This is a genomic window from Ohtaekwangia sp. (assembly GCF_036786105.1).
Classification (GTDB): Bacteria; Bacteroidota; Bacteroidia; order Cytophagales; family Cyclobacteriaceae; genus Ohtaekwangia.
Genome location: NZ_DAIQRQ010000002.1, coordinates 175209 through 199731, shown reverse-complemented (window position 1 = coordinate 199731; position 24523 = coordinate 175209). Strand labels below are relative to the sequence as shown.

Sequence of the window (24523 nt, the reverse complement as noted above, 5' to 3'; positions counted from 1 at the left end):
ATCATGCTGATATATATACTATAGATAAATCGATTATTTTTTAGGAAGCCTGAAGCGCAATCGTACTTTTACCCGGTCTTTCACAGCTTCGTCATCTTTTTTGGTAGGTATCCACTTTGGCCCACGCTTGATCAGACGAATTACTTCTTCATCGCAGCCATAGCCCAATCCTTTTAACACTTTAAAATCGGTGAGTTGACCGGTGGGCTCTACCGTAAATTGTATTGTTACTTTTCCTTCTATTTTGTTTTGAAGTGCTTCTTCGGGATACTGCATGCTTGTTTCAAGATATTGTTTGTATGCAGCACGGCCGCCCTTTGGTGCTGCTAACTCAACATTTGTTACATCGTCTTCAACATTATGCTCGGCACCGTATCCTACTACTACTACTTCGCTTAACTGCGATACGTCCTGTTCCAACTGTACATCCAGTTTATCGGAAGTAGCTTCTGCTTCCTTACTCTGCATACCAATAAAGGAAAACACAAGCTCTCGGCTGTCATCTGGAGTAGTTACCTGGTAGTTGCCTTCTGCATCGGTTACCGTACCTACATTAGAGTCTTTAATCATCACGTTTACACCGGGCAATCCCAAACCATCTTCCGATGTTACTTTTCCGCGTATAACACGCGCGTTGGTGGGTGCACTGCTATATCTGCGAAGGCGGACATCAGCAGCAGCCGCTTTCTTTTCTGCTGGCCGGTAAGCGTTCTGATCAGCCTTCCGTTTAGCTTCTTCAGCCGCTTCTTTCTCTACTGCTATATCTTTAGCCATCATAGGAACCTGCACAGGCACAGATGCTACAGACTCCTGAGATTCCAACGCTTCCTGCACTTTTTGTTGATCAGTCTCTGATACCTGGCCGCTCACCTTATCAGCTGAGGAAATTGCCGGTTCTCCCGCTACAGCACGCTCGGTTGCTACAGCTTCTGCATTTTCGGTTTTGCTTCGCGATTTTTGTGCAGCCACCTGATCGGGTTCGGCAAGTTTTTCTTCTTCGGGTTTCGCTAGTGCTGGTTGAAACCGATCGTTATCTGTTTCTTCTGCAGCGCCTGAATTTGAACCCGCAGATGAATCTACCGGAGGCGGTACGTCATCTGTCTTGGGGGCAGGTTCTTCTTTCGCCGTATTGATCGCCAGTTGTACAGTATCTTTTTCCTGCAGTAAATTGAAAATGATAAACCCCGAAACCGCCAGCAACACCAAACCAGCGGCAACGCGTGCCGGCCATACCCACATCGGTACAACTTTAACATGTTCTTTCGCTATCCGATCTTTCAGCGATGCCTGCAACAGTTTTATATCATTACTCAAATCATCAGGCGACAACTGAGCAGCACCTTCCAGTGCATCTGCCAGGAATGGATCGCTCAACGCTCTTCGTTCGAGCGCGTGCATCTCGGCCGGCGATAGTTCACCTCTCAGGTATTTTTCAATATCGTGCTGCAGATCAGCCATGTTGCTCCATACAAATCTTCAGATTTCGTTTGCCGTTCTGGATATAACTTTTCACTTTGTTATCATCAAAGCCAGTGAGCTGCACAATTTCCTTGTAGCACTTCTGCTGCAGATAAAACAATTGAACACACTGTTTCTGTTCAACCACCAGCGTATCGATACATCTCTCCAATTTAGTGATATTTGCCTCTGTTTCGGGTTCTTCTTCCAGATGTAAAAAGCCATCATTTTCCATAAGCGATGGTGAGATTTCTTCAAAAATCTTTCCCTTCTTCGATCGTAGCTGCATCAGGCAATGATTTCGCGCCGTTGCATAAAGCCAGCTTTTAAAATGCGTTACCTCATGTTCCCGTAACGTAATTACCAGCTTTTCAAACAGCTGCATCACCGCATCGCGGCTTTCCTCACGGTCTTTCAGATACTTCATGCATACACCCAACACCAACGTCATGTACCGGTCATACAGCTCGCCCAGCACCGGCAGCTCACCGCTACGCTTATACTGTGCCAGAAGCTCTGCATCGGTTAATGATCTATGGATTTTCAACGAAGACATGTTCGTTTGAAAAATAGAAAAAAAATTCCAACTGCTTTATGGAATCTTTTGCGCATCCGCATCTCACTGACAAATCAAATTTATACTGTCATGAAAAAGTCTATTGGGATTCTGGCGATGCTGGTGATCTTCTGCACCGGTTTTATAGCGCCTGCGCCGCGCACGATTACGGGTAAAGTTACCTATGCAAAAGATGGCAGCCCGCTTCCGGGTGTAACGGTAATTCTGAAAGGCACCACTACGGCAACCGTAACAGACCATCTTGGTATGTATAGTATTGTTGTACCAGAATCGGGAGGCAAACTGGTGTTTTCCTATATCGGATTCCAATCGAAAGAGGTCAAGATCGGCACCTCTAATACACTCAACGTTTCACTGCAAGACGATGCAAAGGAACTGCAGGAAGTTGTTATTGTAAAGGATGACAAAAGATTGTATCGCAAGCAAGCGCCTGTTCGTGTAGCGGCCGAACAGGCAAAAACTTATGATATGTCCATATCGATGGGAAATGTGCAACCGGAGCCCGCAGAGCAATGGAATACAGAAGAATACGATGCTATCAATGAAAATATTTTTCATGATGCGTTGCGAAATCCTCTTTCTACTTTCTCTATTGATGTAGATGCAGCATCCTATAGCAATGTGCGCCGTTTTATTAACAATGGCAGTCGCCCTCCGAAAGATGCAGTACGCATTGAAGAGATGGTAAACTATTTTGATTACGATTACAATCAACCAAAAGGTGAAGATCCTTTTGCTGTAATCACCGAAATATCTTCCGCTCCGTGGAACAGCAAACACAAGCTTGTACATATAGGTCTGCAAGGCAAAAAGATTGCTACTGAAAATTTACCGGCTTCCAACCTCGTGTTTCTTATAGATGTATCAGGCTCTATGAGTGATCCTAACAAATTGCCGTTACTCAAATCATCTTTAAAAATGCTGGTAGAAGAATTGCGTCCGCAAGATCACGTTGCCATTGTGGTATATGCCGGAGCCGCAGGTTTGGTATTGGAGCCTACATCCGGTGCCGATAAAAAGAAAATTATAGAATCGCTGGACAGACTCGAAGCCGGTGGATCAACTGCAGGTGGTGCCGGTATAAATCTGGCATATGCTACCGCGAAACAGTACTTTAAAAAAGGCGGTAACAACCGCGTGATCCTGGCAACTGATGGTGATTTTAACATCGGAGAATCCAGCAACGCTGCGATGGAAAGACTGATTGAGGCGAAAAGACAAGACGGTATATTTCTCACTGTGCTCGGCTATGGTATGGGCAACTATAAAGATTCAAAGATGGAAGTGCTCGCCGATAAAGGTAACGGTAACTATGCCTATATCGACAACATTACGGAAGCCCGCAAAGTATTGGTAAATGAATTTGGAGGTACGCTCTTTACCATTGCCAAAGATGTGAAGTTGCAGATCGAATTTAATCCGGCAAAAGTAAAAGCCTATAGATTGATCGGATATGAAAACAGAATGCTGAAGAGCGAAGATTTCAACAACGATAAAAAAGATGCAGGCGAGCTGGGCTCCGGCCATACCGTTACTGCGCTATATGAAATTATTCCGGTTGGTGTTGAGAGCGAGTTCTTCAAGATTGATGAACTGAAATATCAGACTACCAAAGTTGATCCGGCAGCACAGAAAACAGAAGAGTTGATGACGATCAAGCTGCGCTATAAAAAACCGGATGAAGATGTGAGCAAGCTCATTGTACATCCATTGAAGGACAACAACATTGCACTTGGCAAAACATCTGATAACTTCCGGTGGTCAGCTTCTGTTGCAGCGTTTGGCATGTTGCTGCGCGAATCAGAATACATTAAAAGCTTTACCTATGATGATGTAGTGCAGTTAGCGCAGGGGTCGCGGGGAGAAGATAAGGAAGGCTACCGCATTGAATTTATCAACATGGTGAAGTCTTTTGGATTGATAGCCAGCCGATAGCTGATTTTATTCCACAGATAATTAGCTTCCGGGAAATTTTTAATACTTCCCGGAAGCTGTTATTTTTATATTTTTGCGCTTGATGGAAGACCTCCCGAAACAACACTATACTGAAGCTGAGAAGCAAGCGATTTTTCATGGTGAGTTTATGCCCCACATCAACTCCATGTACAACTTTGCTTACAGGCTTACACTTGATTCAGACGATGCAAAAGATCTGTTGCAGGATACTTATTTAAAAGCGTATCGGTTCATTGAATCTTTTCAGAAAGGAACTAATGCTAAAGCGTGGCTGTTTCGAATTTTGAAAAACAGCTTTATTAATGACTACCGAAAGAAGAGCAAGGAGCCTTCGAAGGTAGACTATCAGGAAGTTGAAAGCTATTACAACTCGGAAGAGGTTGACAGGCAAATAACACCTGATTTGCGAGTGGAGGCGCTGAAGGATATGATCGGTGACGAAATATCCAACGCCCTCAATGCCCTGGATGTTGATTTCAGAACAGTTATAATTTTATGCGACCTGGAAGGATTTAAGTATGAAGAAATGGCGAAGATTCTCGATATCCCTATTGGAACCGTTCGTAGCCGTCTTCACCGGGCCCGTAACCTTCTGAAAGAGAAATTAAGTGAGTACGCGAAACAAATGGGTTATAAAACCGCATGAACCTTATGAGCACCCCTGATCCGAGTAAGATGAAGCTTGATTGTCCTGAGAAAAACGAATGCCTCAAAATGCTTCAGTTAATTCTTGATGGCGAAGCAACCGCCGATCAAAAAGATCATTTTCTGAAACATCACCTCGAAGAGTGCATGCCTTGTTATAAGAATTATCATTTGGAAGTAGCCATACGTCAGCTCCTCAAAACCAAATGCTGCCAGGATGCGCCTCAACAACTGGTAGACGACATCAAGGCAAAAGTAATTCAAAATCTGGCGAGCTAACGAATGGCGGGCAAAGCGCTTATTTTTTCTGCTCCCTCCGGTTCGGGGAAAACTACGATCGTTAAACATCTTCTCGCCACGAACCCTGATCTGGGTTTTTCCATTTCTGCTTCTACCCGCGACAAGCGTGGCCGTACTGAACAGCACGGTAAAGATTACTACTTTCTAACACCCGAAGAGTTTAAAAAGAAAATCGATGAAGATGCATTCATCGAATGGGAAGAAGTATATGCGGGTAATTTTTACGGCACATTAAAATCAGAGATCGAGCGCATCTGGAAAGAAGGTAAAGATGTGATCTTCGATGTAGATGTTAAAGGCGGACTTAATCTGAAAAAATATTTTGGCGATAAAGCATTGGCCATCTTTGTTAAAGTTCCTTCCATAGAAGTTCTCAAGGAAAGACTCAATGATCGTGGAACAGAATCGCCCGAAAGTCTCTCACGCAGATTATTCAAAGCTAATTTCGAAATGAGCTTCCAGGATAAATTTGATGTTGTACTGGTTAATGAAACGCTGGATAAATCGCTGGCCGAAGCGCAGCAGTTGTACAATAATTTCAAGAACAGTTAAGAGGTTCAATGTTTCCTGTGCATAGAAGTATCTTAAATAAAGATACTATATATTGTAACATAGGAACCACTTAAACGTCTTCTCGGCATCAATGAAAACAGGTCTCTTCTTCGGCTCATTCAATCCCATTCACATGGGACACCTCATCATTGCCAATTTAATGGCCGAAACTACCGATCTGAGGAAAGTCTGGTTTGTTGTATCTCCTCAAAATCCGTTAAAGCCCAGCAAGGGTCTGTTACATGAGTTTGACCGCTACGATATGGTGCGGGCCGCTATTTTTGATAACTATAAATTAGAGGTATCGGATATAGAATTTCATCTTCCCAAGCCCAGCTATACCATTCATACATTGGTACACCTGCGCGAACGCTTTCCTGATAAAGACTTTAAGGTAATTATGGGCGAAGACAATCTGGCCTCTTTTACCAAATGGAAAAACTACGAACGCATTCTGGAAGATTATGGACTTTATGTGTATCGCCGGCCCAACGTGCAACTTTCGGAACTCCATTCGCATCCTAACGTTACAATCGTAGAAGCTCCGTTGCTTGATATTTCTGCTACATTCATTCGTAACTGCATCAGAAATAAACAATCTGTGCGTTATCTTGTTCCGGATGTTGTGGAGGAGATGATTCGCACTAAAGGCTTTTACCAAGATTAAAACCCGATCGTATTTCATGTCAATATTCAAATGGCTGTTGCAGGCGTTAACACCGGCTTCAAGATTGGTATACCTGCTCTCGCTCCCATGTATTTTATTATCCATGCCGTCCTTCGGCAGTGGCATTCGTGGTACGATTACCGATGAGAACGGAAAGCCACTGGCATTTGCTTCAATATTTGTGAAACGTGCTGGCACCGGAACAACCGCGAATGAAATCGGCTACTACGAAGTTACACTGGACTCCGGCCGGTATGAAATCATCTATCAGTTTCTTGGCTATCAAACGGAGGTCCGAAACATTGAAGTGCTCCACGATTTTGTTCAGGTAAATGTAACACTGAAACCACAGGCTACCGTGCTGCCAACGGTAGTGGTGCAGGATGGCAACGAAGACCCTGCCTATACCATCATGCGAAAAGCTATTGCCAAAGCTAAATATCACACGCAGCAACTGGACAGCTATACTGCACGGGTATACATTAAAGGAGCCGGTAAGTTGAAAGATTATCCATGGCTTGCCAAACGCGCGCTGCAAAAAGAGGGGATCGAAAAGAACCGGGTATATATTTCAGAATCCGTAAGTGATGTAAAATATACCCGACCCAATAAGTTTGAAGAGAAAGTAATATCCATTCGCAGTGATGGAAAGGACAACAACACTTCGCCTAACCAGTATATATTCGGCAGCTTTTACGAGCCCGAAATACAAGGCACTATATCGCCATTATCGCCCAAAGCATTTTCATACTATAAATTTGAATATCTGGGAACCTTCCAGGACAGGAATTATGAAGTGAGCAAAATCAAAGTAACACCACGCCTCAAAGGCGATAATGTAGTAGACGGTGTTATTAACCTGGTGGAAGACTGGTGGAGTATACACAGCATCGACATCCACACGAGCAAGATGGGCATACAGGTTTATATCAAAGCAATCTATGCTCCTATAGAAGACAAAGCATGGTTGCCGGTTTCACATCAATTTAAAATTGAAGGCAAGGCGTTTGGATTTGAGGCTGAGTATAAATACCTCGCCACGGTGAGCGATTACAAGATCAAGCTCAACCCCAAGCTGTATGTAGACAATGAAAAGATGGAGGTGATTGATGAAAAAGTACAGAAAGAAGAAGCCAGAAAAATAGTAGCACAGAGTAAAGCTGCTGCTTCCAAAAAAGGGAAACAGCCACAACAGGATAACGCCAAGCTCTTGCAGGAACGTCTGGAATCCGGGAAGGAGATTACACGCAAGGAGTTAAAGACAATGATGAAAGAGTATGAAAAGCAGGAACTAAAGCAACAAAAAGAGCCTGAAGTTATTTCTGACAATACCTTCAAGATCGATAGTGGTGCTTATAAGAAAGACTCTACCTATTGGTCGTCGGTGCGACCGGTGCCTTTAACCACCGAGGAAATAAAAGGCTATCAGAAGTCAGACAGCATGGCTGCCGTTGCACGCAAGCAGGAAGAAGGCGACACGCTGAAGTCATCTAAACATAAAGGTTTTCAACCGTGGGATATTCTGATTGGAGACAGCTATAAAGTTTCCAGGCATTCCAATTTCAAAATACATTTTCCAATGCCGGGCTTTAATACCGTGGAAGGGTGGAACCTGGTATATAAAGTTTCGTTTGGAACGATTTTGCAAGACACCAACAAAACGCGGCTCACCATTACACCCGCGTTTCGCTATGCTTTCTCCCGAAAAGTTGCGTCAGGCAATACCAGATTGGTGCTGCGCAATAGTAAATACCGGCTTGAGTTGGAAGGCGGACGATATGTAAAGCAATACAATGCAGACGAACCTATTCTGCCTATCGTAAACAGTCTTACGACACTGCTATTGGAGAAGAACCTGATGAAGCTATACGAGCGCAGGTATATAGACCTGTTGTATCGCAGAAAATTAAGTCAATTTGTGTCTGTGAGTGGAACACTTTCATGGAGCAAACGGCACGAATTGCAAAATACATCCAACTATAAATGGGTAGACCGCAAGAGTATTGAAGGCTATACAGAGAATCGCCCGGTAAATGCAGAGCTTGCAGATACGGGCTTCCCCGACCACGAAGCGTTCATTGGGTCCGTACGGGTAACGGCGAGGCCGTGGCTTAAATACAATATCCGTAACGGACATAAACATGAAATACCCAACTCATCGCCAACCTTTACGCTTGATTACCGGAAAGGCTTCAATTCCATTTTACAAAGTGATGTAGATTTTGATCAGATCGAGCTGGGTATAAAACATGAATTTAACATTGGTGTTCGCGGGCATGTAGATGTAGCATTGCGTGCGGGTGGATTCCTGAATAACAACAAAATGTATTTCATGGATTATAAGCACTTCCTGGGCAACCTTACGCCGTTTGCCACAAGCGATCCCGTGGGAAGTTTCCGTTTGCTGGACTATTACAACTATAGCACGGACGACCGCTACTTTGCCGGTAATGTTCACTATCACTTCCGCAGATTCCTGGTTACCAGTTTTCCGCTGGCGCGTATGGCCGGTATAAGTGAGAACGTATTTGTGAACTACCTGGCCACACCTATGTCAAAGAATTATACTGAGGTAGGCTACTCGATCGATGGCATCCTGCGCTTTCTTCGGCTGGAAGCTATCGCAGCGTTCCAGGATGGCAAATATCTTAACTATGGATTTCGCATTGGCATCAGCACAGCGCTCTCCGTTAATTTCTCCGATAATTAATAATCGCTTGCGTGGCAATTCACCATTCACTTAGATAGTTTAAGTTTGTAGTGATACTGCCATGCAACTATCCATCGATGATTTTCTGAAGCTCCGCGCGCAACTGCCGGTTGTAGATGTTCGCTCCGAAGGCGAATACCAGGAAGGTCATGTTCAAGCTGCTGTTAATATTCCTATTCTCAACAATGCCGAGCGTGTGGAGGTTGGCACTGACTATAAACGCAAAGGGCAGGCGGAGGCAATAAAAACCGGATTTCGTCTGGTCGGTCCGCGGTTGTTGAATATCATTAATGAAACAGAGCGTGTAGGCAATGAGTTACTCGTGCACTGCTGGCGTGGCGGTATGCGGTCGTCTAACTTCTGCCAGTTTGTGGGCATGGCAAAAATCAAAACACACCAGCTTGCCGGCGGCTATAAGGCATATCGCACCCGAGCGTTGGAGTCTTTTATGCTGCCGTTGGAATTGGTAGTGGTAAGTGGTTGCACGGGTAGTGGCAAGAGCGAAATGCTTCGCGCACTCAAAGCGCATGGCGAACAGGTAATAGACCTGGAGCAACTGGCATCGCACAAAGGCTCTGTGTTTGGAGGATTAAGCATGCCTCCACAGCCTACTACAGAACAGTTTCAAAATGATCTCTTCGAAAATATACTCAAGCTCGATCGCTTACGGAGAGTATGGATTGAAGATGAATCCATCGCGGTTGGAAAAATATTTCTGCCGGAAGGATTGTGGCGACAGATGAACGAGAGCCCAATCGTTGAAATCGTAGTGGACAGAGCTGTGCGCATTCAAAGGCTTGTAGAGGAGTATGGACCTGCCGATCGCGAACAGTTTCTCGAAGCAATGACACGCATCACTAAAAAGTTGGGCGGTCAACACTTCAATGCAGCACGCGATAAGCTGCTTACCAACGATATGCCTGCGGTAATTGACATTCTCCTCACCTATTACGACAAGGCTTACACCAATGGTTTATCCAAAAAGAAACATCGTGTAAAAGCTTCTGTTGCCTGGAATGGCAGCAACCTGCAATCATTCGCCGGTAATTTGAGTCAGGCGGTTAACCAACTGTTTCGCGGTAAGCTTACCCTATAGCAACGTTGCTATAAATTCATTTCAATAAGTATTCCGATCCTTTTACTTTGCAGTATGGAAACGATCAAGCTTACACAATATAGTCATGGTGCAGGATGTGGATGTAAAATCTCTCCCGCTGTATTGGAAACCATTCTACATTCCGATGCACCCAAGACCATCTTTCCCGAGTTGCTGGTGGGTAACGAATCGAAAGATGATGCTGCTGTATTCGATCTGGGCGATGGCACCTGCGTGGTAAGCACTACCGATTTCTTCATGCCCATTGTAGATGACCCCGCCACTTTTGGTGCCATTGCATCGGTAAATGCCATCAGTGATATATATGCGATGGGCGGTGAACCGATCATGGCAATTGCTATACTCGGTTGGCCCATCAACAAGATACCCGCAGAGGTTGCCAAGGGCGTATTGGAAGGAAGCCGCAAAGTATGTTTGGAAGCCGAGATACCGCTGGCCGGTGGCCACAGCATTGATTGCCCGGAGCCTGTGTTTGGCTTGGCCGTTACCGGAAAGCTGAAGAAAGAAAACCTGAAACGTAACGATACTGCACGTGTAAACTCATTACTATACCTCACCAAACCGATTGGTATAGGCATTGTTACCACCGCACAGAAAAAAGGTATTGTGCAGCAGGCACATTATCAACGAGCCGTTGACAGTATGCTTACGCTCAACTGGCTGGGTGCTGAAATCGGCAAACTCCCCTATGTAAGTGCCATGACGGATGTTACGGGTTTTGGTTTACTGGGGCACTTGTACGAAGTGTGTGAAGGAAGTAATCTTTCTGCTGAAATAACCTTCAGTAAAATTCCCACGTTCGATTTTCTCGATATATACCTTGATCAGAAAAGTATACCAGGGGGCACCATACGCAACTGGGATAGCTACGGTTCCAAGATCAGCGCTATCACTGAAAAGCAAAAAGTTATTCTGGCCGACCCGCAAACCAGTGGTGGATTATTGATTGTAGTCGATGAAGATAAGCAGACTGAATTTGAGGCTACGATGCTGCAGCACAATTATAGCTTGCGTCCTTTCGGGCGACTTGTTCCTAAAACTAAAACAGTTATAGAGGTAAAGTAATTTTTGTGATGCCTTGGCGGTTATTGAACAAACGCCATGCTGAGGATGCCGAACAGCATAATTATTTTACAAACTGTGCTTAGCGTGTTAAAATCTTTGGTGGTGTCGGCAAGCACCAGGCGATATAACAAAATTAGCAGCGGCACAAACAGGAAAATAACGTAGTATTGAATTGGCAGGGCTTTATAAAAATGATTAAGCAGCAATACTGTGATGGCGAAGACTGCAATGATCAGGTATATAACAAACTTGGTTCGCCTTAGTCCCCAAACAATAGGAAGTGTTCTGCATCCAAATGTATTGTCGCCTTTCAGGTCTTCCATATCCTTTATGATCTCGCGCACCAGCGTCATAAAAAATGCAAAGCTGGCATAGATCAGAATGAGTGCGCTGCCGCGATAATATAGCAGGTCAACAATCCAGATCGACAAGCCGGTGAGCAATGCCACCGAAAAGTTACCGATAAACGGAAGGCGTTTGAGATTATTGGAATATAGCCAGAGCAAGAATACTGACATCACATTGATGGCTGCTATTCTCCACGAAAGAAATAACCCCAGTAAAATACCTGCACCCGAAAGCACTACATGAAAAAGAATAGCATACCTGCGCGGTATATTCCGGCCAATGACAACGCGATCCGGCTTGTTGATGTAATCGATCTTTACATCGTAGTAATCATTAATAACGTATCCTGCCGCAGCAATAACAATGGTGGATGCAGAAAGCAGGAAGAGACGAATGTCGCCCGGCAAGGTTTTGTCTATAAGAAAACCGGCAGTGAAATATTGCGCAATGCCAATAATAACCAAGTTGCCAAAACGTGTGAGCTTCAGCAATGATTCAATAAATGTGCGCGTACGGTTAATGGAAGCCATGATATACCTGCATGGCAAATTAAGGAATAAACCTTCCAGGTGTAAAGCCCCGGAAGGTTTATTAAAGAAGAATTAAAACTTCAACGTTAGCATAGCCATAAAATTCCGCCCGGCCTGGGGATAATAATAGTTCTCGCGGTACAATTGCGTACCGGCCGCATAACCCCAGGTATACCCGTTGGAAGCATATTTCTCGGCCAGGATGTTATTCAGCAGAAAACTTAACACGATCTCTTTCATGAAAGTCGGTTGAATGGTGTACGTAAGGCGCACATCGTTCACTACATACGAGCCGATGCTGCGGCTGGCATTCGAGGTATTATCGAGGTATTGACGCCCAACGTATTTGGTAAGCAATGTAGCTTCCAGTCCGCGGAAGGGTTTATAGTTGAGGCCCGATCCTGCAATTACGTTTGGCGAGAAGGAAATGTCGGTATTGTGATATTGCTTGCGCACCTCGTTATACTCATCGAAGTTTGCACCGTAGTCGTAATATACTTCTGTGAAATTTTTGATTTTGTTGCGGCTCAGTGTAACGTTCGCATTCCACGAGAGTCGCTCCGAAATTTTAAGCGCCCCTTCCAGCTCTATACCCATGCGGTAACTATTATTCACATTGGTGCGAATGGAAGCTCCCACATCATTCAATTGTCCTGTGAGTACCAACTGGTCTTTATAGTCCATCAGGTAATAGTTGGCTTTCAGCATATAGGTTCTTCCCATTACTTTATATCCTGCTTCCAGGTTATGCAGGCGCTCGGCACGAGGATCTTGTCCCGGAAGGGCAGCCACAAAATCATCACGCACCGGTTCACGGTTTGCTACACTATACGATGCATATACGGTTTGATTTTCATTGACAGCATATGTAACGCCAGCCTTCGGATTGAAGAAGTTAAATTCCTTATCAATAGCAATAGTATTCTGCTCGTTCTCAGTACCGGCCGCCTTATACGTTACCCTGCGATATTGAAGATCGATATAGCCATTCAGCCGATCGGTAAACGCATAGGTAGTTTTACCATATATATTAAAATCGCGCTTGTCGCCATTGTTAAAATAGTATTGATATTCTGTAGGAACAGGCGATACCTGTGCCCAGATAATCTGACCATAATGATCGCCATCGTAGCGATTCCATGCACCGCCCAGTATAGCATTCACTTTATTCTTCTCGTAGTTGAGCGAATAGGTAAATCCATAAAAATCATTGTTCAGCCAACGCCTGCGCACAAGATCGGTTGATTGAATCGTGGAATCGCCAATTACCACCGGTGATAATCCATAGCTCGAGAATTTTTGATTGTACCGATATTCTTCATAATAGCCCTTACCCGGTGTATAGTGCAGCGATACGTTTGCTGAAAAACCATCGGCTATATGTTGTGAGAAATGCAGCTGATAATGATCCTGGCGATAATCATCCACCTGGTTTTTATAAGTATAGGGATTGAATGTACGACTGTTGGAGTTCAGCAAATTCTGCGTTTGTGCTTCGTTCCATCCTTCGTTGGAAGCGGTAGTGAGCATGGCCTCTACATCGTTGTTGAGGCGCGATTGCGGCACGCCATACCACGCCTGGTATGTTCGCTCTTTGCCACCGAAGGTGATGGCTTTGATCATCGTATTGCCCGCATAATATCCGGCGGAGAAATAATACGATTGCAGATCGGAAGTGGCGCGGTCTATAAAACCATCGGATACAATTTTTGAAACACGTCCGTCAATTACCCAATGATCGTCCAATAACCCTGTACCAAAAGATGCACTGTTACGAAACGTTCCAAACGAACCTGCCGATGACATAATGGTAGCATACGGCTTGTCATTGCGAGTGTTGGTTTGCAAATTTATAGTGGCACCAAATGCACCACCGCCATTGGTAGATGTACCCACACCACGTTGCACTTGTACACTTTGTGACGATGCTGCTATATCTGGCACATCCACCCAAAATGTTCCGAGCGACTCTGCATCGTTATAGGGTATACCATTTACCGTTACATTGATGCGCGTGGCATCGCTTCCGCGAATGCGAATGCCGGTATAGCCTACACCAGCACCTGCATCGGAAGTTGTTACGGCAGATGGAGTCCAGTTGAGCAATAAAGGTAAATCCTGCCCGAAGTTTTGCTTCTGGATGGCGTCCTTGTTTACGTTTGTAAATGTAGCCGGGGTCTTTTCATCGGCACGCGTAGCGGATACTACTACTTCATCGGTCATCACAAAGGTTTCTTCGAGACGAACGTTAAGCTCAGTGTTAGAAGATACATTTACTTTCTCCGTTTTATCAGCATATCCGATAAAGCGTGTCATCAGGGTATATTCGCCTGCCGGTATTTTTTCAAACCGGTACCTTCCAAAGGCATCGCTCACGGCTATATAATTCGTGCCTTCCAGTTGCAGCGATGCGCCTGTTAATAACTGATTGCTCCGGGAATCACGAACGCTTCCCGTAACCGAAAACTCCTGCGCATGCACGCGCAACGACAACAGCACCGTTGCTGCCATAAAAATTACCTTGTACATTTTTTTAAAATGTGGTTTAAACTAACAGCGCACAGGGGAATGCTCTGCGTACGTTTAACCTTGCCTCCCTTCGGCCGCATTACCGGCATCAGGTTCATTGGGTATAATCTCAGCCCGTTATATTAAGGCACCCCTCGTCTTTCGACAGCACAAAGTTAAAAGCATAAAAACCGATTTTGCAAAAAAGATTGTCAGCAACCGGAATTACTGGACCGCCTGCCTGAATCGAAATCGTTGAATTACTTATCCTTATCGGGAATAATTTGCACATTTACGGGTGCAATAATTTTAGGATATGTTCAAGGCTACAGTCAACAAAAAGAATTTCGATATCGCTTCTTCCGATGATGGATTTACAGTTAACGGAAGTCCTCTGAGCTGGGACCTGGTAAAGGTTGGCGATGGATATTTTCATATTTTGTATGAACAGAAAAGTTATCGTGCTGAAGTGGTAAAGACCGATGCCGCCACCAAAACCTTTACGATTAAAGTAAACGGCAGAATATATACCGTGGCCCTCAAAGATAAATTTGACTTGTTGCTGGAAAAGATGGGCATGGCCAACGGTGCTGCTGGCAAGATGAATTTATTAAAGGCCCCTATGCCCGGGCTGATCATTGATCTGAAAGTGAAAGCCGGCGATGTTGTAAAGCAAAACGATCCGTTGCTGATACTGGAAGCGATGAAGATGGAGAACATCATCAAATCGCCAGGCGAGGGAACGGTTAAAAATGTGAAAGTGAAGAAAGGCGATAGCGTAGAAAAAAATCAGGTGTTGATCGAGTTCTAAACGCAGCCAATAACCGGGCGTGTAGGGCTAACGGTGTATTAAACTCCGGCTGGACTCTTGAAGCACCCTCCCTTCCGTGCGTATACCAAATGCATGGCCGAACAGTAAAAAAATCCCATATTTCATTTCCCGTACTTTGTTGCGGAATTTTAGAAAGCCCTGTGCTTTGAATATATTGCGCCAATTTCGCTGTATAATCAACCCAACATACGAATGAAGTATAAGCGTATCCTCCTCAAACTCAGTGGTGAAGCATTGCAAGGATCTTCCAAAAACACCAATATCGATCCCAATGTGCTGGAGCAGTATTGTGAAGAAATCAGAACCATCAAGAATCAGGGTGTAGAAATTGCCATTGTAATTGGTGGAGGAAATATTTTCAGAGGTGGCCAGGCAGAGGCGCTGGGTATAGACCGTGTGCAGGGCGACTACATGGGTATGCTGGCTACGGTGATCAATGCTATGGCATTGCAAAGTGCGCTCGAACGTCATGGTATGTTTACCCGCCTCATGGCTGGTATAAAAATGGAACAGGTGTGCGAGCCATTCATCAGACGCCGGGCAATACGCCACCTGGAAAAAGGAAGAATCGTTATTTTCGGTGCGGGTATTGGTAATCCATACTTCACAACAGACTCTACAGCCAGCTTACGCGCTATTGAAGTGCAGGCAAACGTGGTGCTCAAAGGCACACGTGTAGATGGTGTTTATACTAAAGACCCGGAAAAGTTTCCGGATGCTGTGCGTTATAGCAAGCTGTCGTTCCAGGAAGCGTATGAGAAAAATCTCAACATTATGGACATGACTGCCTTTACTCTTTGCAAAGAAAACAAGTTGCCGATCATTGTTTTCGATATGAACAAGAAAGGTAATTTATTGAAAGTGGTGAATGGTGAAGAAGCTGGTACGTTGATCAGCTAATTAACATCACGAATCTAAATTTGTAAACGAACTCATACTCATATTTTCTTTTATGGAAGAGATTGAACTATATCTGGAAGATGCCCGCGAATCGATGACCAAGGCATTAAATCACGTTGGTCATGAGCTTACAAAGATCCGTGCCGGCAAAGCCAACCCCGCTATGCTGGATGGCTTGCAGGTTAGTTATTATGGCGCCATGACACCACTGAACCAAGTGGCCTCCGTTACCTCTCCGGATGCCCGTACACTTTTTGTTAAGCCGTGGGAGAAAGGAATGATCCAGGAAATTGAGAAAGCCATCATCAATGGTAACCTGGGGTTGAATCCTCAAAATGATGGTCAGCAGGTAATCATCAACATACCGATGCTTACGGAAGAAAGACGCAAACAACTGGTAAAGCAAGTTGGCCAGGAATGCGAACACGGCAAGGTGAGCATTCGTAACATCCGCAAGGATACCAACGAACAACTGAAGAAGATCAAAGGTGTGTCTGAAGATGATGTAAAGAATGCGGAAGAGAAAGTTCAAAAGATGACTGACGACTTCATTATAAAGGTTGATGCGCTGATGAAGAAAAAAGAAGCCGAGATCATGACGGTATAGTCCAAGATCAACCGCTATAATCATAAACAAAAATCCCGGCTCATCCGGGATTTTTATTTGTATCTATAATTAAACTTATCAAAGCCGCTGCAGTACGTGCATTCTGTGTGCATCCAGCTTCAGCAGGATAAAGAGCAACACGGTAAAACTCAGTAGCGAGGAACCTCCATAACTAAAGAATGGCAATGGTATACCAATTACCGGGAATAACCCGATCGTCATGGCAATGTTCGTGGCAAAGTGAAAAAATAGTATACACGCCACTGAGTAACCATATACCCGCGCGAACCGGTTTTTCTGTCGCTCGGCCAGATAGACTACGCGCAAGAGCAATGCCATAAACAACGCCACCATAAACAGGCTTCCTACCCATCCGTGCTCTTCACCAATAGTGCAGAAGATAAAATCGGTATACTGCTCCGGCACAAATTTCAACTTCGTTTGTGTGCCTTTCAAAAATCCCTTTCCAAAAAAGCCACCACTACCAATCGCTACTTTCGATTGATATACGTGGTACCCGGCACCTAACTGATCAAGCTCCGGGTTGATCAACACCATTACCCGTTTCTGGTGGTGTTCTTCCAACAGGTTGTTGAAGATAAATTCAACGCTGGTAATGGTGAATGCCAGTACTAATGCACCTGCTGTTATGATTATGAGCCGCTTGATCTTCTTTCTGCGATTGAAATATATAGTGATGGCCCAGGCCACGGCAATTATTCCGAACAAAATCCAGTTGTTTTCCACCAATAGTGTAAGTATAAAAATAACCGCCATACCCAATCCTACGAGCAACAGAAATGGCGACATGCCTTCGCGGTAAAACACCAGCAGAAATACCATAAATACCATGGCTGTACCGTAGTCTTTTTGCAGAAGGATTAACAAAATAGGAGCTCCTATCATCGCAAAGAGTATAATCTGATTCCGCAGGTTATCCATGCGAAATCCAATCGTGCCTATATATTTCGCTACTACGAGCGCTGTTGCAAATTTGGCAAACTCCGAAGGCTGCACGCCAAATGATCCAAAGCCCAGCCACGCCCTGTTACCACCAACCTCTTTACCGATGAACGGTACCAGCAACAACAGGAACAACACTCCGCCATATATAAAGTAGGCAAATGTTTCATAAAAGCGCATGTCGATGATGAGGATTGCCAGGATCAACACAATGGATGCTATAATGAACATCATCTGCCTGCCTGAATTTAGCGACAGATCGAAGATGGATTGAGTTTCATCGTAGGTAGCAGAGTATATATTCAGCCAGCCCCAGAACACCATGAGACCATAAATGAGTACGGTAACCCAATCAAGTTTCTGCGATATAATTTCGTCTCTTCTCAATTTCTTTCAACGTTTATTAGTGGAGGAACTTACCCTTCAAAACATACTCTTCTATATTCGGCCGCTCTGTTTTGCCGAGGAGATATTTCTCAATCATCAAACTGGCAATAGATGCAGCGGCACGCCCACCCTGACCGGAATATTCTACATATACTGATATAGCGATCTTCGGATTTTCTTTCGGAGCAAACGCTATAAACACAGAGTGATCCGGGTTCGGTTCATTCTGCACGGAACCTGTTTTACCGCACACCACTATATCTTTAAGCTTGGCTCGATACTGTGCTGTGCCAGCCTCTACCACGCGCTGCATGGCATCGCGTGCTATGCGGAAGTTGGCAGAGTCAATGGTTGTGTAGTGCTTCTCTAAATATTGAGGCAACGGCATACCTGTGCTGCCAACGGATTTTACCAGGTGTGGCGTATAATAAAATCCTTTATTAGCCAATGTTGCCGCAAAGTTAGCCATCTGCAACGGCACCACCATGTTCTCACCTTCGCCAATGGCAATTGAGTATATATTGGAGAACTTCCACGGGCGACCCCGATAAGCGCGATCGTAATAAGCAGGGCTTGGCACCAGACCTCTCTTTTCATTGGGAAGATCTATACCCAGGCGCTTGCCAAAGCCAAAGCTGCTGATGTGTTTGTTCCATTCTTCCAAGCCTATACGCGTATCATCAAATGGATTGTTTGCCTTGCCCTTGTTCAGCATTCTGCGAAGTACATTGTGGAAGTACGGATTACACGAGTTTGCTATAGCACCGCGCAAATCTTCATTTGAATGTGGACCGTGACAATTGATGATGGAGCGATCGCATTTGATACGTGTCTCTGGAGTAATCACACCCTCTTGCAATGCCACCATCGCCTGAGCAATCTTGAATATAGATCCCGGACGATACTGCGCCATCAACGGGCGGTTAAAGAGCGGCTTGAGACTATCATTGCTGATCATCACAAAGTTCTCGCTATAATTCTTCCCGGTAAGGAGATTGGGATCATACGATGGTCCGGATATCATGGCGAGTATCTCTCCGGAAGAAGGTTCGATCGCAATGATACTTCCCGCTTTACCGTTCAACAGAAATGCACCGTACTCTTGCAAGTTAAGGTCTATGGTAGAAACAAGATCCTGGCCGGGTACTGACAATGTATCATATTTACCGTCTTCGTACGAGCCTTTGATTACACCATCTTTATTGCGCATCAGATATTTTACACCGCGTTTGCCGCGCAGATATTCTTCGTAATATGCTTCGAGGCCGCTTTGCCCCATGTAGTCACCCTGGCGATATATACCGGTCTTGTCGTTATCAAGCTGCCTTTTCGATACTTCACTTACATAGCCGATAGCATTGGCCACCGCCTTGCTTGCATACGCACGAGTAGTTCTGTCTTGAATAAAGAAGCCGGGGAACTCATCTATATTATCCTGGATCTTCGCCAGATCGTATGTAGAGAGCTGTCGAAGAAAAGGGAACGGCTGAAACTGGTTTGCTTTTCTGTTTCTGATCTCGGTGTAGAAATTTTTAAACAACTGGCGAAGCTCATCCTGTGTTTTGCCAAACACATGGCAGAAGCGAACACTGTCGAAGTGTTTTACTTCGTGCAGGATCACCATCAGGTCGAACTCCGGGTTATTATATACAATGAGTTTACCGTTTCGATCTTTAATAATACCGCGGATGGGATATTGAATTTCTTTGCGGATGGCATTAACACCCGCCATATTTTTATAGCTGTCTTCTACGATCTGGATGAAGAATAATTTTATCAGGAAAACTACTCCTATCAGAACAAAAACAATTTGTAAAACTTCTTTTCGGCCTTCGTTCATAATAGTACAGGCAATTTAAAAAAGTAAAGCTTGCAGGTTTCGGCAGCAATGCATCATGGCACTGTTGCCGGTAAATATAGGGGACATGCGGAGCGAGGGTGTGGGTCTTTGGTTTTCAGGAAAAGATCAGAAGGTAGGTGGTTCGCTTTTAACGGAACGCTGACGAGCAGCGAAGCGAGTACAAAGTTACCTATCGTCTTCTTCCTGGAAACAGAAATTGTGCGATTAAAATTACAAGCATGGTAAAAAATGTACTGGTAATTGTTTTCCAAAGTGTGAACCAGAACATACCGAAGCCCCCTGCTTCCATAAAAAATAAAACTGCGTGGTGCACAAACACCAAAGGCAAAGAATAGATCACAAACCACTGAAATCCTCCCATAGCCAGAGAAGGGGTGGTATTGCTATCGTAGCCTCCCTGCGGTGTCATGGAATTAAGCCAATAGTTCCGCAGATACATGATCAGTACACAGGCAAAGGCATGAAGTCCTATACTTTCATAGAACATATCTACGGCAAAGCCCATCATAAACCCTATACCCATCAACACCAGCGGATTGGTTTCCACAGGCAACAACAATAGGTATACTACATAGAGAAAACAGAAAGCCGTGTGGAACAATACTACATTCTGCAGGATTAATACCTGGTAGAACAGATAAACAAAAAAAGCAAAAACCTGTAGTATTATACCTCTGTTCATCGCTCCAGTTCGTTTACGGCATGCTCCAGCGAATCCTGTTCGTTCTTTAAAACACTACGCACAACGGTAACATAAGAGAGTTTACGGAAGTCTTGCGAAAGTTTTACACTAAGGTCGTATGAGAGTGCCTCATTGCCCAGCTTCACATCCACGATCGTTCCGATCATTATACCTTCGGGAAAAATGGCATTGAATCCGGATGTAACAACCGAATCGCCCACCATCGGGTTCACGTGGCGCGGAATATATTTGAACTTGACAATTTGCGGATCCCGGCCTTCCCATTGCACCGATCCGTAGTGCCCGGTGCGTTTCAGCAAAGCGGAAACCATCAGATCGATATGCAGTAAAGAAGTTACAACACCATAATGATTGGAAACCATTTTTACTTTGCCCACAACACCACCCGGGCTGATTACAGCCATGCCGGGCTCTATACCGGCATCTTTTCCTTTATTAATCGTGATGAAATTCTTGAATTGATCTACGTGATTGTTAACGACTTTGGCACTGATAAAATCGAAGCGTTTAATGAAGGAAGAATCCGTTACGGATGCAACGCTGTCGGAAGATTGCACACGCTGGTTATTTTGTTCTACCCGCTTGCGTAAGGCAGCGTTCTCTTCTGCCAGTGTGGTGTTTACATCGCGTAGCAAAAAATAATCGCGGATGCTCTGGGAGAAATTGTTGAGGGAAGCAACTACGGTGTTGGAGGAGTTGAAGAATTTGGCTCCCTGGTATGCATTGTTCTCCACCACCAGCCAGAAGCAAAATACTTCCAGCACGATAAACGTAAAGAAAGCCCGATACTGATAGATGAAATAAAATAGACGCTCCATTAAACTTCAGTTAAGGTGCGTTCAACCCTCGATGATATTCGTACCTCACCCATTCGCCAACTGCAGACTAGGTCATTAATACTGCACGAAACTGTGGAATATTTTTCAGTGCCTGGCCTGTGCCACGAACAACGGCACGCAGCGGATCGTCTGCCACGTGAATAGGCAGCTTGGTTTTGAGTGCAAGACGTTTGTCGAGCCCTCTCAGCAACGCGCCACCTCCTGTAAGGTATATACCGCGCTCATATATATCGGCCGACAATTCGGGAGGAGATGTTTCCAATGCTTTCAATACCGCTTCTTCCAGTTTGGAAACAGACTTATCAAGAGCAAAGGCAACTTCCGAATAGGATATCTTGATTGTTTTAGGAATACCGGTCATCAAGTCGCGACCACGGATTTCGTAATCATCCGGTCCGTCATCAAGCTCAGTAAGCGCAGAGCCTACTTCGATCTTCACTTTCTCAGCCGAGCGCTCACCAATCAACAGGTTGTGCTGGCGTCTCATATAATCAAGGATATCACGGTTAAAGGTATCACCGGCTACTCGAATCGACTGGTCACACACTATACCCGAGAGTGCTATCACCGCGATATCGGTGGTACCTCCGCCAATGTCTACGATCATGTTACCGATCGGCTGTTCTATATCTATACCTGTACCAATGGCAGCGGCAATCGGTTCGTAGATCATATATACTTCTTTAGCACCGGCATGTTCTGCAGAGTCGCGTACAGCGCGCTTCTCTACTTCGGTAATACCTGAAGGTATACAGATTACCATGCGGTATGACGGTGGGAAGAGACGCTTGCCGGTATCAATCATTTTGATGAGCCCCCGGATCATCATCTCGGCAGCCTGGAAGTCGGCAATCACACCTTCTTTCAGCGGACGGATCGTCTTGATGTGATCGTGCGTCTTCTCGTGCATCTGCATCGCCTCGCGACCGATGGCCAACACCTTGCTGTTTACTTTATCCAGCGCGATGATAGAAGGCTCATCTACTACAATTTTGTCTTTGTAAATGATAAGGGTGTTTGCTGTCCCCAGATCTATTGCAATGTCACTGGTAAAGAAGTCAAAAAATGCCATGTATCTGTATTCCCTAAAGTTTAAAAATTATAACCGGAAAAGTTTGACTGATATAGTCGCCCGTAAAATTGCATTTAATTTACCAAAATAATGATTAACAGCTTAAAAATGTAAGTTTTTTACCGGGCTAAAAAATTCCTGTCGATGAACCGACAGGGGTTAAAGCTTTCATGTTCACTGTTCCTGTCCAATGAAGACATTGCCATGGAACAGTGAACATCAAGACATATAAAAAAGTTGGGATTAATGTTTAAAGTGACGAATGCCTGTAAACACCATGGCCATGTTATGCTGATCGCAGTAGTCAATCGAGTCCTGATCTTTTACTGATCCACCCGGTTGTATCACCGCATGTATCCCATGTTGGTTAGCAATTTCCACACAATCGGGGAATGGAAAGAAAGCATCCGATGCCATCACGGCACCCTGCAGGTTAAAGCCAAATGTACCGGCCTTCTCTATAGCTTGCCGCAATGCATCTACACGTGAAGTCTGCCCTACTCCACTGGCCAGTAACTGCCCTTCTATAGCCAGTATAATTGTATTCGACTTGGTGTGCTTGCATATTTTACTGGCGAAGAGTAAAGCATTTACTTCCGCCGTTGTAGGCGCCACCTTTGTTACCACTTTCAAGTCGGCTTGTGAATCGGTTTTCAGATCGAGGTCTTGCTCAATCACACCGTTTAATATAGTCTTGCTTTGTCGGGTTTCGATGAGTTGCTTTTTCTGTAGCAACAACATCCGGTTCTTCTTGCTCCTCAACAGTGCGAGTGCATCTTCGGTATAGCTGGGAGCAATCAATATTTCGAAGAACAGTTTGTTGATCTCTTCCGCTGCAGGCAGGTCTATCGTTTTGTTTGTTGCCAGCACACCTCCGAAAGCAGATATAGTATCAGCCTGAAAAGCCTTGAGGTATGCTTCTTTTACGGAAGGTGCTGTAGCTACACCGCACGCATTGGTATGCTTAATAATAACAAACGCTGTTTCACCTTCAAATTCTTTTACAAGGTTTACAGCAGCATCTATATCTACCAGGTTGTTATAGGAAAGTTCTTTACCATTAAGCTGTTCGAACAATCCATCGAGGTCGCCATAGTATGTTCCTTTTTGATGCGGATTTTCCCCATAGCGAAGTACACGTCCTTCCTGATAACTTTTTTTAAAGCTGGGAATCTGAAACTCGTTGTTGAAGTAGCTGAATATAGCAGCATCGTAGTGCGAGGTAACATCGAAAGCCATCGCAGCAAACTTCTTGCGATCGCGCAGGTCTGACGAGCAATTTTTCTCCTGCAGAAGCTGGAGCAACGCACCATATTGATTACGCGAAGAAACGATGAGCACATCGTTAAAATTCTTGGCAGCACCGCGTATCAGCGATATTCCTCCGATGTCTATTTTCTCAATGATATCTTCTTCCGAACCGCCTTTGGCAACTGTTTCCTCGAAAGGATACAGATCAACAATCACCAGGTCGATCGGGGCGATCTTAAATTCTTTTGCCTGGTTAATGTCACCGGCATCATCGCGGCGATATAGTATACCCCCGAAGATAGCAGGGTGCAATGTTTTTACGCGACCACCAAAAATAGAAGGATATCCGGTAAGGTTTTCTACAGGCGTTACTTTATAGCCAAGCTTCTCAATGAAATCCTGAGTGCCTCCGGTAGATACAAATTCTACGCCCTGCTTGCCGAGTGCGTGAACGATCGGCTCAAGGTTATCTTTATAAAAAACAGAAATAAGGGCTCGGGTAATCTTTTGATTGGCCATGAGGTTCAGGTAAATTATAAGTGATTAAAAATGAGGGTGCAAAAGTAGTTTTTGACACACGATTTATGAAGAGCCCTGTGAATTTTCTTTCGCCAATAAGCACCCAACCTGAACCTTAAACGCTCCTTGAACTTTGAACCTGTAACCCGCTTTTGC

Annotated in this window: 21 protein-coding genes and 1 riboswitch; of the genes, 11 read left to right on the top strand and 10 right to left on the bottom strand. The window is 44.6% G+C overall.

Annotation, left to right across the window (positions count from 1 at the left end):
• Positions 1 to 33 precede the first annotated feature (33 nt).
• On the bottom strand, positions 34 to 1458 hold the full coding sequence (locus V7Q33_RS01905; RefSeq protein WP_333818715.1) for an energy transducer TonB: 1425 nt from the start codon (positions 1456 to 1458) through the stop codon (positions 34 to 36).
• A complete protein-coding gene (locus V7Q33_RS01900) occupies positions 1451 to 2014 on the bottom strand; it encodes an RNA polymerase sigma factor (protein ID WP_331980305.1) in 564 nt (187 codons plus the stop codon). The genes V7Q33_RS01905 and V7Q33_RS01900 overlap by 8 nt, the downstream gene beginning before the upstream one ends.
• A gap of 90 nt (positions 2015 to 2104) precedes the next feature.
• Here V7Q33_RS01900 and V7Q33_RS01895 point away from each other — a divergent pair, with 90 nt between their 5' ends.
• The 8 genes from V7Q33_RS01895 to selD all read left to right on the top strand — a co-directional run bounded on the left by V7Q33_RS01895 (position 2105) and on the right by selD (position 11047).
• On the top strand, positions 2105 to 3970 hold the full coding sequence (locus V7Q33_RS01895; protein WP_333818714.1) for a vWA domain-containing protein: 1866 nt from the start codon (positions 2105 to 2107) through the stop codon (positions 3968 to 3970).
• An 82-nt stretch (positions 3971 to 4052) separates the two neighbouring features.
• Positions 4053 to 4637, top strand: coding sequence for a sigma-70 family RNA polymerase sigma factor (locus tag V7Q33_RS01890; RefSeq protein WP_331980302.1), 585 nt, complete (start codon positions 4053 to 4055; stop codon positions 4635 to 4637).
• Positions 4638 to 4642: 5 nt separating this feature from the next.
• Positions 4643 to 4915, top strand: coding sequence for an anti-sigma factor (locus V7Q33_RS01885; protein WP_331980300.1), 273 nt, complete (start codon positions 4643 to 4645; stop codon positions 4913 to 4915).
• Between the two features lie 3 nt (positions 4916 to 4918).
• Positions 4919 to 5488 carry a guanylate kinase gene (gene gmk, locus V7Q33_RS01880; RefSeq protein WP_331980298.1) on the top strand — a complete coding sequence of 190 codons (570 nt, stop codon included), beginning with the start codon at positions 4919 to 4921 and terminating at the stop codon, positions 5486 to 5488.
• A gap of 91 nt (positions 5489 to 5579) precedes the next feature.
• Positions 5580 to 6155 (top strand): nicotinate (nicotinamide) nucleotide adenylyltransferase, encoded by a 576-nt coding sequence (nadD, locus tag V7Q33_RS01875; protein WP_331980296.1) that lies wholly within the window; start codon positions 5580 to 5582, stop codon positions 6153 to 6155.
• A gap of 16 nt (positions 6156 to 6171) precedes the next feature.
• Positions 6172 to 8865, top strand: a complete 2694-nt coding sequence (locus V7Q33_RS01870) for a DUF5686 family protein (protein WP_333818712.1) — start codon at positions 6172 to 6174, stop codon at positions 8863 to 8865.
• Positions 8866 to 8926: 61 nt separating this feature from the next.
• The gene (gene mnmH, locus V7Q33_RS01865; protein WP_333818711.1) at positions 8927 to 9961 is read left to right on the top strand and encodes a tRNA 2-selenouridine(34) synthase MnmH; all 1035 of its coding nucleotides are present in this window, start codon (positions 8927 to 8929) and stop codon (positions 9959 to 9961) included.
• A gap of 54 nt (positions 9962 to 10015) precedes the next feature.
• Entirely contained in the window at positions 10016 to 11047 is a 1032-nt protein-coding gene (gene selD, locus V7Q33_RS01860) for a selenide, water dikinase SelD (protein WP_333818710.1), read from the top strand.
• Between the two features lie 20 nt (positions 11048 to 11067).
• Here selD and V7Q33_RS01855 read toward each other — a convergent pair whose 3' ends face one another.
• Both V7Q33_RS01855 and V7Q33_RS01850 read right to left on the bottom strand, forming a co-directional pair.
• Positions 11068 to 11925, bottom strand: a complete 858-nt coding sequence (locus V7Q33_RS01855; RefSeq protein WP_333818709.1) for a geranylgeranylglycerol-phosphate geranylgeranyltransferase — start codon at positions 11923 to 11925, stop codon at positions 11068 to 11070.
• A gap of 72 nt (positions 11926 to 11997) precedes the next feature.
• A complete protein-coding gene (locus V7Q33_RS01850) occupies positions 11998 to 14454 on the bottom strand; it encodes a TonB-dependent receptor (protein ID WP_333818707.1) in 2457 nt (818 codons plus the stop codon).
• A gap of 48 nt (positions 14455 to 14502) precedes the next feature.
• Positions 14503 to 14599, bottom strand: a riboswitch (TPP riboswitch).
• A gap of 150 nt (positions 14600 to 14749) precedes the next feature.
• Here V7Q33_RS01850 and V7Q33_RS01845 point away from each other — a divergent pair.
• The 3 genes from V7Q33_RS01845 to frr all read left to right on the top strand — a co-directional run bounded on the left by V7Q33_RS01845 (position 14750) and on the right by frr (position 16772).
• Positions 14750 to 15244 carry a biotin/lipoyl-containing protein gene (locus V7Q33_RS01845; RefSeq protein WP_331980284.1) on the top strand — a complete coding sequence of 165 codons (495 nt, stop codon included), beginning with the start codon at positions 14750 to 14752 and terminating at the stop codon, positions 15242 to 15244.
• 213 nt (positions 15245 to 15457) lie between these two features.
• On the top strand, positions 15458 to 16165 hold the full coding sequence (pyrH, locus tag V7Q33_RS01840; RefSeq protein ID WP_331980282.1) for a UMP kinase: 708 nt from the start codon (positions 15458 to 15460) through the stop codon (positions 16163 to 16165).
• A 52-nt stretch (positions 16166 to 16217) separates the two neighbouring features.
• Positions 16218 to 16772: a ribosome recycling factor gene (gene frr, locus V7Q33_RS01835; RefSeq protein WP_331980280.1), complete on the top strand. Its 555-nt coding sequence runs from the start codon at positions 16218 to 16220 to the stop codon at positions 16770 to 16772.
• A 78-nt stretch (positions 16773 to 16850) separates the two neighbouring features.
• On the opposite strand, the gene rodA is transcribed toward frr, so the two are convergent.
• The 6 genes from rodA to purH form a co-directional block, all read right to left on the bottom strand.
• A complete protein-coding gene (gene rodA, locus V7Q33_RS01830; protein ID WP_331980278.1) occupies positions 16851 to 18122 on the bottom strand; it encodes a rod shape-determining protein RodA in 1272 nt (423 codons plus the stop codon).
• 16 nt (positions 18123 to 18138) lie between these two features.
• Positions 18139 to 19962 (bottom strand): penicillin-binding protein 2, encoded by a 1824-nt coding sequence (gene mrdA, locus V7Q33_RS01825; RefSeq protein WP_331980276.1) that lies wholly within the window; start codon positions 19960 to 19962, stop codon positions 18139 to 18141.
• A 190-nt stretch (positions 19963 to 20152) separates the two neighbouring features.
• A complete protein-coding gene (locus tag V7Q33_RS01820; protein ID WP_331980274.1) occupies positions 20153 to 20665 on the bottom strand; it encodes a Rod shape-determining protein MreD in 513 nt (170 codons plus the stop codon).
• Positions 20662 to 21504, bottom strand: a complete 843-nt coding sequence (gene mreC / locus V7Q33_RS01815) for a rod shape-determining protein MreC (RefSeq protein ID WP_331980272.1) — start codon at positions 21502 to 21504, stop codon at positions 20662 to 20664. The genes V7Q33_RS01820 and mreC overlap by 4 nt, the downstream gene beginning before the upstream one ends.
• Before the next feature lie 67 nt (positions 21505 to 21571).
• Positions 21572 to 22597 (bottom strand): rod shape-determining protein, encoded by a 1026-nt coding sequence (locus tag V7Q33_RS01810; RefSeq protein ID WP_331961322.1) that lies wholly within the window; start codon positions 22595 to 22597, stop codon positions 21572 to 21574.
• Positions 22598 to 22840: 243 nt separating this feature from the next.
• Positions 22841 to 24367 carry a bifunctional phosphoribosylaminoimidazolecarboxamide formyltransferase/IMP cyclohydrolase gene (purH, locus tag V7Q33_RS01805; protein ID WP_333818706.1) on the bottom strand — a complete coding sequence of 509 codons (1527 nt, stop codon included), beginning with the start codon at positions 24365 to 24367 and terminating at the stop codon, positions 22841 to 22843.
• Positions 24368 to 24523: the final 156 nt, after the last annotated feature.